Annotated in this window: 16 protein-coding genes; 12 read left to right on the plus strand and 4 right to left on the minus strand. The window is 49.9% G+C overall.

Annotated elements, in window-relative coordinates; all coding sequences use genetic code 11:
* Positions 1–9 precede the first annotated feature (9 nt).
* The 7 genes from F7B33_RS05890 (at position 10) to F7B33_RS05920 (ending at position 3787) form a co-directional block, all read left to right on the plus strand.
* The gene (locus tag F7B33_RS05890) at positions 10–801 is read left to right on the plus strand and encodes a DUF2666 domain-containing protein (protein ID WP_297062385.1); all 792 of its coding nucleotides are present in this window, start codon (positions 10–12) and stop codon (positions 799–801) included.
* A gap of 63 nt (positions 802–864) precedes the next feature.
* Positions 865–1251: a RidA family protein gene (locus tag F7B33_RS05895; RefSeq protein ID WP_297062435.1), complete on the plus strand. Its 387-nt coding sequence runs from the start codon at positions 865–867 to the stop codon at positions 1249–1251.
* 23 nt (positions 1252–1274) lie between these two features.
* Positions 1275–1643 (plus strand): Mov34/MPN/PAD-1 family protein, encoded by a 369-nt coding sequence (locus F7B33_RS05900; protein WP_297062384.1) that lies wholly within the window; start codon positions 1275–1277, stop codon positions 1641–1643.
* A 57-nt stretch (positions 1644–1700) separates the two neighbouring features.
* Positions 1701–2084 carry a metalloregulator ArsR/SmtB family transcription factor gene (locus tag F7B33_RS05905; RefSeq protein WP_297062434.1) on the plus strand — a complete coding sequence of 128 codons (384 nt, stop codon included), beginning with the start codon at positions 1701–1703 and terminating at the stop codon, positions 2082–2084.
* On the plus strand, positions 2077–2388 hold the full coding sequence (locus F7B33_RS05910) for a MazG nucleotide pyrophosphohydrolase domain-containing protein (protein ID WP_297073729.1): 312 nt from the start codon (positions 2077–2079) through the stop codon (positions 2386–2388). The genes F7B33_RS05905 and F7B33_RS05910 overlap by 8 nt, the downstream gene beginning before the upstream one ends.
* A gap of 163 nt (positions 2389–2551) precedes the next feature.
* On the plus strand, positions 2552–3001 hold the full coding sequence (locus tag F7B33_RS05915; protein WP_297062382.1) for an Lrp/AsnC family transcriptional regulator: 450 nt from the start codon (positions 2552–2554) through the stop codon (positions 2999–3001).
* A 69-nt stretch (positions 3002–3070) separates the two neighbouring features.
* Positions 3071–3787, plus strand: a complete 717-nt coding sequence (locus tag F7B33_RS05920; protein ID WP_297073742.1) for a DUF92 domain-containing protein — start codon at positions 3071–3073, stop codon at positions 3785–3787.
* Positions 3788–3855: 68 nt separating this feature from the next.
* Here the strand turns inward: F7B33_RS05920 and F7B33_RS05925 are convergent, their stop codons facing one another.
* Genes F7B33_RS05925 through F7B33_RS05940 form a run of 4 tightly spaced genes read right to left on the minus strand, consistent with a single transcriptional unit; the run spans position 3856 to position 7521 of the window.
* Entirely contained in the window at positions 3856–4908 is a 1053-nt protein-coding gene (locus tag F7B33_RS05925) for an SPOUT family RNA methylase (protein WP_297062381.1), read from the minus strand.
* 47 nt (positions 4909–4955) lie between these two features.
* Complete coding sequence (locus F7B33_RS05930) at positions 4956–5918, minus strand: aminotransferase class I/II-fold pyridoxal phosphate-dependent enzyme (RefSeq protein ID WP_297073731.1); 963 nt, start codon at positions 5916–5918, stop codon at positions 4956–4958.
* Positions 5903–6787 carry an adenosylcobinamide-phosphate synthase CbiB gene (cbiB, locus tag F7B33_RS05935; RefSeq protein ID WP_297073733.1) on the minus strand — a complete coding sequence of 295 codons (885 nt, stop codon included), beginning with the start codon at positions 6785–6787 and terminating at the stop codon, positions 5903–5905. The genes F7B33_RS05930 and cbiB overlap by 16 nt, the downstream gene beginning before the upstream one ends.
* A complete protein-coding gene (locus F7B33_RS05940; protein ID WP_297062378.1) occupies positions 6775–7521 on the minus strand; it encodes a uracil-DNA glycosylase family protein in 747 nt (248 codons plus the stop codon). Before F7B33_RS05940 ends, cbiB begins: the two co-directional genes overlap by 13 nt.
* 48 nt (positions 7522–7569) lie before the next feature.
* Here F7B33_RS05940 and F7B33_RS05945 point away from each other — a divergent pair, with 48 nt between their 5' ends.
* The 5 genes from F7B33_RS05945 to F7B33_RS05965 form a co-directional block, all read left to right on the plus strand.
* Positions 7570–8211 (plus strand): diphthine--ammonia ligase family protein, encoded by a 642-nt coding sequence (locus F7B33_RS05945; protein WP_297073735.1) that lies wholly within the window; start codon positions 7570–7572, stop codon positions 8209–8211.
* Between the two features lie 36 nt (positions 8212–8247).
* Entirely contained in the window at positions 8248–8487 is a 240-nt protein-coding gene (locus F7B33_RS05950) for a hypothetical protein (RefSeq protein WP_297062376.1), read from the plus strand.
* Positions 8488–8916, plus strand: coding sequence for a PIN domain-containing protein (locus F7B33_RS05955; protein WP_297062374.1), 429 nt, complete (start codon positions 8488–8490; stop codon positions 8914–8916).
* 4 nt (positions 8917–8920) lie between these two features.
* On the plus strand, positions 8921–9337 hold the full coding sequence (gene cobZ, locus F7B33_RS05960) for an alpha-ribazole phosphatase CobZ (RefSeq protein ID WP_297062373.1): 417 nt from the start codon (positions 8921–8923) through the stop codon (positions 9335–9337).
* On the plus strand, positions 9334–9694 hold a 361-nt coding region (locus F7B33_RS05965; RefSeq protein WP_297073737.1), incomplete at its 3' end, for an adenosylcobinamide-GDP ribazoletransferase. The genes cobZ and F7B33_RS05965, both read left to right, overlap by 4 nt.

Genomic DNA, 9694 nt, shown 5'->3' on the forward strand with positions numbered 1-9694 from the left:
GGTGAGAACATGAAGGTTGAGGAGCATGTAGCGTTTACAGCTCGACATCGGAAGTGGGAAGTTGCAAAAAGGCTCACAGATATGGAGGGTGAGAAGATAGCCCATTTTCTGGCGGGTGTTTCCAACACAGTTAACGCTCACATTGGCGATTATCTTAGAGACGCCATGGACGTTGACGGAATACGGAGTTTAGCCGAGGAGCTGAGGAAGGAAAGCCTTTCCGATACTGTTGTTGCTCTCAAGTCGCCGGGAACGGCCAGAAAACTCGGTAACTTTGTAAATGAGGACGATAAAAAGCTTAAGAAACTCCTTGTGGACGTTTCCAAGGCCTACCTCGTCAGGGAAACGCTTAGACCTATCCTCCCCGTCGATTATCCTGAGGGACTCCTTAAGGGGGTTGATGTGGAATTTCCCTTCGAGGATGAGCACATCAACTTCACGGCCAAACACGGTCGCTGGATAGTGGTTAAGAGGCTCATAATAGACGAAAAAACGCCAATGCTCGATGTGGCAAGGCTTCTGGCGAGCATAAACGAGACAACCACACTCAAGATACCGGTTTATGCGGAGATAGACATTGAAGGGATTGAGGGAGAGTTTTCAGCGTTTAAGAAGGTTAAAAAGTCGGACATACCCAAGGTTATCGAAGTTTACGAGGCCTTTGAACCGTCGCTTTACGCAGACGAGCCCTTCGAGGAGCATGCCAAAATCTACGCTCTTCGCGTGGCACTCGATAAAATTGGACTTAGCCTTGACGTTCCTGCCAAATCCCTTGAGAAGTACCTCGAAAAGAAAGGATGATGAAGCCGAGGACACCCGAGGAAACGATGAGGAATCTTCGCTTCGCTGACGGAGGTGGTGGATATGGAGAAGAGGGTTGTCTATACTGAAAAAGCCCCTAAACCGATTGGGCCATACAGCCAGGCGGTTCTGGTTGAGGGAGGAAAGTTTCTCTTCGTTTCTGGCCAGATACCAATTGACCCCGCAACGGGTGAGATAGTTGGGGAAACGATAGAGGAGCAGGCAGAGAGGGCAATAAGGAACATGCTCGCCATAGTTGAGGAAGCCGGGGGAAGCGTTGAGAACATAGTTAAGGTCACGGCCTTCCTGAGCGACATAAATGACTATCCCAAGTTTAACGAGGTCTACGAGAAGTTTTTCTCAAAGTCCAAGCCGGCCCGAGCCGTGGTTGAGGCAGCAAACCTACCCAAAGGAGTAAAAGTTGAGATTGAATGTGTCGCAGTTCTCTGACTTTTTCCTTTTGAGGTGAAAAAATGAAAGTTCGAATTAGGAGAGAGCTACTCGAATATCTCCTGGAGCTGGCAAGAAATGCTTACCCAAACGAGTTCGCCGGGTTTCTCAGGGAGAAAAACGGAATCTTTGAGGAAGTGTTAATAGCCCCCAACCCCAGAACTGGCCCGAGCAGTATCTTTTTCGATACGTGGATGCTCCCCTATGATGAAACCATAAAGGGAACTGTCCATTCGCATCCGAGCCCAGCTCCATGGCCATCAGAGGGGGATTTGGAGTTTTTCTCTAAGTTCGGAGGAGTTCATCTCATAATAGCCTGGCCCTTCACCCTTGAAAGTGTCAGGGCGTATTCGAGTGACGGTTTTGAATTGCCCCTCGAGATTGTGGACTGAATTTCATATGAAAAGTCTTATTAATCCCCTCCGCGCTATCCCTTTTTGGTGATGGTCGTGAAGGTTAGGGAGCTCTTTGAAAGGCTTGACGAAAGACAGAAGAAGAGCATAACAAAATGTATTGAGAGATGCGGGATTCCAGAGCTCGAAGCTGAGGTGGAGCCAAGTGTTGAGGAACCTGTTGTTGAATTCCTTAAGGTGCTCTCAAATCCGTTGAGACTTGCCATTCTCAAGCTGGTTCGTGATAACTGGCTCTGCGTTTGTCTGATTTCAGGGGCTCTTGGCCAAGACCAAACGCTCATAAGCCACCATCTCAGAACTCTAAAGTCATTAAACCTGATTGAAGAAAGAAAAGAAGGCAGAATGAGATTTTACCGGGCGAGAAAAGACGTCCTTGAGGAATACCTGTCCAAGGTTAGGGGGGAACTTCTCGGTGAATGAGTGGCAGGAGTTGGTTGATGAGCTCATAGCTGAGCTCGGGGGTTACTGGAAGCCCTTTGAAATGCTCGCCGCGCTTATGGAGGAACTCGGTGAGCTCGCGGATGCCATGCTCGGTTACGAGGGGGTTAAAGGGAAGGCCACCAAAGATAATCTTCAAGAAGAGCTTGGGGATGTGCTTTTTGCACTCCTTTGTATAGCCAATCATTACGGCGTAGATGCCGGGGAGGCCCTTAGGGCCAGTGTGGGGAAATACCGGTCGAGAGATTCAAAACAGTTGGTTCGAAAACTTAGTACTAGCATGTGAGTAAGCAATGGTTTGGTTGACACTTTGTTCTACATTTTTGCCTTTTATTTCCGGAATTATGCTGACTTAGAATAACCTAATGTCCCGAAAAAGTTTTTGAGAACGAAATATTTTTATAGGCGTTGGCGAATTTCCCTAGCAATCAAAAACTGGAGGTGAAAGAATGGGCGATAAAATAACTGCCATAGACCTCCGAATTTTAAAGTTGCTTGCCAAGAATGCCCGCCTTACCTATAAGGAGCTTGCTGAACTCCTCGGGACAACCAGGCAGAGGATTTCAAGGAGGATGAACAGGCTTGAACAGAATGGTATAGTTCTTAAATACACTGTCATACCCAACTACGATGCTCTCGGTTATATTCATGTTATCCTTGGTGTTACCGTTAGGCCTGATGTTGATGTTGGTGAAGTTATTGCAACGCTAAAGGAGGACGACAACGTCAAAATAATCCAGCGTGCGCTTGGTTCCCACAATCTTGTCCTCCATATAATCGGTCCAAAGGACATGAGGGAGCTGGAGAAGATAATAACCAGCATCACCAAAAAGATACCGGGAATAGAACACCTCGATATAACCTTCGTCACGGAGACCGTTAAGTTCGAGGCCCTTTGATTCTATTATTTTTATATCCCTGGGAAAATGTAATAAACCGGACTTATAAATCATCACTTGGTGTCGGGAATGGCTGGAAGTCTAACCATGGACGTTACAGTGGTTGCAGTGCTTGGCCTGGGTTCATACTATCTTGGAGCTCTTGATGGCAGGGGGGCTTTCTCTGCATCGTTACTGGGCCTTGCCGTCATTGAACTCGGTGGAGCCTACCCGTTTCTGGCGTTGCTCACTTTCGTCGTTATGGGAGTTCTCGCCACGAAATACCGTTACAAGGAAAAGAAGAAAAAAGGCCTCGCCCAGTCGAACGGAGGTGTTAGAAGCTGGGGAAATGTTCTCGGCAACGGCCTTGCTGTGGTTCTCTTCCTCGTCCTTGAGAAACTGTCTATGATGGATACATTCTGGGCGGCCGTTTTTGCGTCCATAGCTACCGTAAACGGGGACACGCTGGCGAGCGAACTTGGTAAGGTCTTTGGAAAGAAGCCAAGACTCATTACGAACCTCAGGCCCACAAAGCCGGGAGCCAACGGGGCTATTTCCTTTGAGGGAGAGCTCTTTGCGCTCCTTGGTGTCTTTGTGATAGCTCTCTTCGCCCTTCCCTTAACGGCCTACAAGGCCAGAATGCTGTTTGCCGTTGTCATTGGAGGTTTCATTGGCGTAAACCTCGACAGCCTCATAGGTGCGACGCTTGAGAACAGGGAGGTAACAGACAACAACTCGACCAACTTCCTCGCGAGTCTGCTCGGTGGTTTAGCCGGGGCTGGGGTATTCTACCTCCTCGGCGGATGATGACTACGGCGGATTCCCGAGCGGTGAGGACGACCTTAGGGTCTGACGCCAAGGAAAAAAGAAAAAGCTCACTCTTTCTCTTCGCTTTCCCTTAGGAACTCCTCGTAGACCTCCCAGAGAGAAACCAGCGTTGCCGGAATGCCATGCTCGGTCGCAAAGGTCATGTAGGGAGCCAAGTCAACCACATAGTCGGCGAAGCGGAAGAGTCCCCTTGGAATGCCCTCGCGAGAGCCTATGAATACTACGACTTCCCTGGCGTAGTGAAGGTCTCTGGCGAGCTTGTCTTTGACCTCCGCCAGCGTTGGCCCCTTGGGGTCGGTAATGATTAGGAGCCTCTTGTTCCTCCTCTTGTCCCTGATTACCTGATAGAGGTCCCATAGGGAGACGGGAACCTTCTCGACCTTCCACGGATAGGCCTCGCGCTGTATTTTGTAACGGCTCTCCTGTCCGGCTTTAACACCCCGGAGGAACTCCATGAGCTCGAAGGCATCCATCTTCTCCTTCGGCGCTATTATGAGCTCTTTGACCTCAAATGCCTGCGCGGCTCTGCCTATTTTCTCACCGAACTTTCTGCAGGCCTTGTAGTCTCCCCAGTAGGGCATCTGGACGATTGTGAGTTTCCTGAAGAGTTTCCTCGCGTCAATCTTGTCGGGGGTGTACTTCCTGTACTCCTCGCCGGGGGTTACCGAGATATAGGCCCTATCACCGATTATCTCGACCTGAACGACTTTATCTGGCCAGCTCAGGTTAACGTCTGCCCCTGTTAGTTCCTTTATCCTCGCACCCAGAACGCGGTTCACGTCTATACTCGAGAAGTCGTGCTTTCCGCGCCTCTTTGTTTTGACGGCGTAGGTCTCGTTTTCACCAATGAGGTGTGCAATCTTTTCCGCACTCTTGGCTATCTTTTCGAGGTCCGCCTCAGTCTCGACGAGGACGGGGATTACCCTCTCGACCTCGGGGATTTCAAGAAGCTTTTCGAGAGCATTTTCATCGGCTTCAACCAGAACGAGTCCGGTGTAGCCCATCGGTGCAATCCAGACCTCTGCTTCCGGAATTGCCTCCTTAATGTAGTTCCCGGCCACTGCCTCCATGTCTCGCTGGGTTTTCACGAGGAACTTCATGTTCTCACCCCAAAGCGAGTTACCGGCACTCTTAAAAAAGTTCGGGCTCACACTCCCAGCTCTTGAAGAGCCTCAATAAGCTTCACATTTTCCTCATACTTTTTTACCGAGAAGCGGATAAACTCCGGTAGTCCAAAGCTCCCACAGTTCCTTACTAGGATTCCTTGCCTCTTGAGAGTTTCTACAACTTCTCCCGCGTCCCCAACGCGCTTGATGAAGAAGTTGGCGTCGCTTTTAACTCTTAAGGCTTTTTCCAGTCTTTCTTTTTCGCGCCAGATTAGGGGTATCGTCTTTCTTAGGTGCTCGAAGTTGTCCTCAAGCAAAAACTCAAGGAAGGCAACTCCCGTTGAGCCTATGCCCCACGGCATTCTGACGCTTTTGAAAGCCTCTGGAAAGCCGAGAACGTAGCCCACCCTTATTCCGGGTAGACCGTAACTTTTGGTGAACGTCCTGAGCTTCACGACGTTCTCTCCTTCCGGGCTTTCGGCGTCTTTAACGAAGTCTATGAATGCCTCGTCAAGAACGAGAAGGGCCTTACTATCTTCAACGGCATCGAGGAGGGGCTTAAGTTCCTTAACGCTGTAAAACCTTCCGTCTGGATTGTTGGGGTTGCAGAAGAAGACAACTGAATCCTTCTCAACCAGCTCGGCCAGCTTCTCAGGCTCGTTGGGGCCTTTAACGATTCTCGTCTTAAAAATCCTCGCCACCCTCTCATACTCGCCATAGGTGTGTTTCGGGATAATCACTTTCTTTCCGTGGAGCGCAAGAGTTCCAATTAAATAAAGCGCCTCGGTGATTCCAGCCGTTACAGTTAGAGGTTCACCGATTAGCTCCGAAAGATCCTCTTCAAGCTTTTCGTAGTAGGGGTAGCGGTTGCTCAGCTCCTTCGCCCGCTCGAACATCTCCCCAAGCCATTCCGGCGGATAGGGATTGAGCGATGCAGAGAAGTCGAGCAGACCCCCTTCCCGAGCACCACCGTGGTATGTTGAAAACCTCATCGGCTCAAGCATGGACACACCCCCGTCGCTAGGAGTATGGAGACGATTACCAACCATTCGGCAACGACAAGCCAGTAAACCTTCAGGGCGCGCTTTATGTCATGATTTTCGGGGGCTTTACCCGGAAAGCGGTAAAATCCTGGCTTCTCGAGCCAGACTCCGAGGACGGCGCTCATTACTGCCATAGGCTTATCGGAGTTTATCTTGAACCTCGCCAGACGGTAGTAGCGGAAAACCTTCCTTCCGCCGAGGGGGAGGTAGAGGAGAACCGTCAGGCGAGCTGGTATGAAGTTCAAGGCATCGTCAAGTCTCGCGGAGAACTTTCCGAAGTATTCATAGCGCTCGTTTCTATAACCAAGCATCGCGTCGAGCGTGTTGACGGCACGGTAGATTAACGCCCCCGGCAGGCCGAAGAGGAGGAAGTAAAAGAGTGGGGCAATTACGGAGTCGTTCAAGTTCTCGGCGAGACTTTCTATCGAGGCCGAGTTCAAGTGGTAAACGTCAAGGCCTTTAACGTCCCTGCTGACTATCATCGAGACCGCTTTCCTCTTCTCCTCAATGTCGTCCGTTACCGTTCTCGCTATGTGCTCGTGCAAACTTCTAATTGCAAAGGAGCTTTTGATAAAATACACTGCCAGGGCGTAGTTGAGGGGATATGTGACAAAGGAAGGCAAAATTGAAAGCGAAAGGGCAAAGACCAGGACTACAAGGGCTGTAGCGGTTCCCACTAGGAAGTCCCTAACGGGAGAGCGCCTTTTGTAGTGGGAATCAATGAATCTAGCTATTCTCCCGAACCACACGACTGGGTGGAGCTTCGCGGGGGGCTCGCCAAGGAGAATGTCCCAGAGAAGTGCCAAGAGTAAGAGGACTAAAGCGTCCATTCACCAAGAGCCTCCCTGATTTTGAAATATTCCTCAAGTATTTCCTTTCTCGGCTCCCTGATGCCCCTCCTGACGTACCATGCTGGATGCCTCAGATACTCAGCTTCAAATCCCAGTTCAGTTAGGACTTTTTCGGCAGTTCTACCAACAGCGAAGATAACATTAGGCTTTAAAATCTCCAGCTCTCTCGCTAAAAGCTCGCATGCTCCGGCTGGAATTCCCTTCAGCCTGTTTTCAGGAGGGTTGCACTTTAGGACGTTTGTGATGTAGAGAAAGTCGGGGTTTATCCCAAGGGAGAAGAGGACCCTGCGGAGTAGCATTCCAGAGGCATCGCGGTAGAAGCATATTCCTGTTTTTCCACATCCGCGCCTTCCGGGGGCTTCGCCGACGAGGACGACCTTTGAACCTACAAAACCGTTGGCAAAGGGTAAGCCCTCAAACTCACCGACCTTAAGCTGATACATCAGGTTCTCCTCACCGCAGAAGTACTCCGGGTCCGTCAGGAGGGAGCAGTATAGAGCTGAGAGCTCGGTTCCCTTCGCCTCGCTTTCTTCATTGCTTATAAGGAACCTCTCGCGCGGGTTGTAGATTGTCCTCGCGTAAACACCGTAGGTCTCCTCATCAAGGGAAAGGAAGTCACGCCAGTCTTTTAGTCTAGATGGTCTTGTCCTGAGGTTCCTTGGGTTGAGGTAGAGGTTTCCGGATTTTGTCAGCTCCTCAAGTTTCACCAGCATAATGGATAAAAGCTCCAGTTTCCTTATAACCCTGACGGAGGCGATAGCTTGAGGGGAGTGGCGTTCTATTCTGGTGGCAAGGACGGGCTTTACGCGCTTTATCTGGCAGAAAAGAGTGGAATTGACGTTCCGTACCTTTTGGCTTTGAAGACCACGATAGGTCTATCGCCCCACTGGGAGAATTTTGGAGCACTAAAAACGCTCGCCACGACAATGGGAAAAGAATTGCTAACCTTTGACATGGCCAATGGAAGCGACGCCTTGGCTGAATTCCTCGGTTCCCTTGGCGCTGATTATCTCATCGCCGGGGATGTTCTCCTTGAGGAGCACAAAAAGTGGGTTGAAAACCTCGCTGAGAGGGCTGGAATTAAGGCCCTTGAGCTGTTGTGGGGGAGGGACACCCTCGACCTTGCCCTCGAAATGCTCAGGGAAGGCTTTGAGTGGGCGATAATAGCCGTTGACAGGAAGAAGTTGCCAAAAGAAGCGCTGACCTACACCTTCAGCTCAAAAAACGACCTAGAAGACTTTTTGAAAGATTATCCCGGCGTTGACCCGATTGGAGAATTTGGAGAGTTCCACACGGTTGTTTTAGCATCGCCCCTTTTTGAGGGACGTTTCAAACTCGCTGTAAACTCCTTCGAGAATAGCGAGAAATACCACTGGGTTCACTTTGAGTTGGAAGAAACGTAATAAAGCATGGGAGCAACTTTTCCTAGGGGTGATAGTGTGGGAGAAAGCGAGATAGTCATTCGTCTTAAAGTTCCCGAGGAGTGGGATGAGGCCACTCTCTTCCTTGTGAGGCGGAAACTCCTGGTTGAGATAACAAAAGAACTTCAGGAGCGGATTGAGGAGGCTAAAAAATTCGAGGAAATCCTGAGGAAGGTAAGAATTGAGAACCAGGAGGAGGCCAAAAAACTTGAGAATGAAGTTAAGGAAGCCTTAGCACAGCGTTACAGGGGGAGCTGAATGGAGCTTGTCCTGGATTTTAACGTGGTCTTCTCGGCGCTTTACGGGGGAAAGGTTTCAATAGAACTCTTCATGCTAAACCATGTTCTCAGAGAAATAACGTTTCTTGTTCCCTCCTACTTCTGGGAGGAGCTTGATAGAAAGCGGGAAAAGTTAATGAATATAACGAGGCTCTCCGAAAACGAGCTTGATTTTGTCCTGAGGATAATAAAATCCCAGACTATCGAAGTTCCTGTTGAAGTATTCTCTGAAAAACTTAATGAAGCTGAAAGGCTCTCACCCGACCCGAAGGACGTTCCTTACGTTGCCCTCGCACTGGCCTTGGGAGTTCCCATTCTAACCGGCGACCTCAAACTCAGGAAGGGACTAGAAGGTAAGCTTAGGGTGTATTCACCCTCCGAACTGCTGGACATCCTGAAGGAGATGTGATGATATGAACGCCGAAGAACTCCTCCAAAAACTCGAAAGGTTCGGAATAACCCTAAAGGACATGCTCGACACAGCGATGGAACTCTACGTTGGGGAAGAGAGTGAAGAGGTAAAAAGAAAACTGGAGAGGGTTATGCTCTACTACCTCAAAGACATCAACGTCCAGTCCCTTCTCATGGCCGCGCTCCTCCTGGAGGAGAACTTTGGGGTCGAAGGTGACCCTGTCAATCTGGTTGCGGACGAGCTCATCGGAATCAACATCGCGGAGTACATAGGTGGTAAAATGGCCCTCTTCAACTTCTTCTACTACGACACGAGGAAGCCGGGAATTCTCGCCGAGCTACCACCTTTTTTGGACGACGCAATCGGAGGATTTATAGCTGGCTGCATGACAAGGCTTTTCCAGGAGGACTTTGAATGAAGAACATCCTCCCCTTCCTGACGCGGGTTCCTCTCAAAGGCGATTTCAAAAGGGCCCGGAATGAGCTCTGGGCCTTTCCTTTGATAACTCCGGTAAGCTCTGCCCTCTCAGTTATCATCCTATACCTCAAGCCACCCCTATCTAATGTCATTGCCCTTCTGACGCTCTACTTTACGATAGGGCTCCTCCACCTTGACGGCTTAGCTGACTGGGCCGACGGAATAATGGTCAAGGGCGACCGCGAGAGAAAGATTAAAGCTATGAAGGACCTCAACACGGGTATAGCCGGCGTTTTCGCCGTCGTGATGGTTCTCTTCCTCCAGGTTTACTCGCTTCAACTCGTTCCCTTTTATGCTA

The sequence above is a fragment of the Thermococcus sp. genome (genome assembly GCF_015523185.1).
Taxonomy (GTDB): Archaea; Methanobacteriota_B; Thermococci; order Thermococcales; family Thermococcaceae; genus Thermococcus.

What these genes read in the sequence shown, in the direction of transcription:
- F7B33_RS05890 (WP_297062385.1), top strand. Translation starts at nt 10, where the DNA reads ATGAAGGTTGAGGAGCATGTAGCGTTTACAGCTCGACATCGGAAGTGG.
- F7B33_RS05895 (WP_297062435.1), top strand. Translation starts at nt 865, where the DNA reads ATGGAGAAGAGGGTTGTCTATACTGAAAAAGCCCCTAAACCGATTGGG.
- F7B33_RS05900 (WP_297062384.1), top strand. Translation starts at nt 1,275, where the DNA reads ATGAAAGTTCGAATTAGGAGAGAGCTACTCGAATATCTCCTGGAGCTG.
- F7B33_RS05915 (WP_297062382.1), top strand. Translation starts at nt 2,552, where the DNA reads ATGGGCGATAAAATAACTGCCATAGACCTCCGAATTTTAAAGTTGCTT.
- F7B33_RS05920 (WP_297073742.1), top strand. Translation starts at nt 3,071, where the DNA reads ATGGCTGGAAGTCTAACCATGGACGTTACAGTGGTTGCAGTGCTTGGC.
- F7B33_RS05925 (WP_297062381.1), bottom strand. Translation starts at nt 4,908, where the DNA reads ATGAAGTTCCTCGTGAAAACCCAGCGAGACATGGAGGCAGTGGCCGGG.
- F7B33_RS05930 (WP_297073731.1), bottom strand. Translation starts at nt 5,918, where the DNA reads ATGCTTGAGCCGATGAGGTTTTCAACATACCACGGTGGTGCTCGGGAA.
- cbiB (WP_297073733.1), bottom strand. Translation starts at nt 6,787, where the DNA reads ATGGACGCTTTAGTCCTCTTACTCTTGGCACTTCTCTGGGACATTCTC.
- F7B33_RS05940 (WP_297062378.1), bottom strand. Translation starts at nt 7,521, where the DNA reads ATGCTGGTGAAACTTGAGGAGCTGACAAAATCCGGAAACCTCTACCTC.
- F7B33_RS05955 (WP_297062374.1), top strand. Translation starts at nt 8,488, where the DNA reads ATGGAGCTTGTCCTGGATTTTAACGTGGTCTTCTCGGCGCTTTACGGG.
- cobZ (WP_297062373.1), top strand. Translation starts at nt 8,921, where the DNA reads ATGAACGCCGAAGAACTCCTCCAAAAACTCGAAAGGTTCGGAATAACC.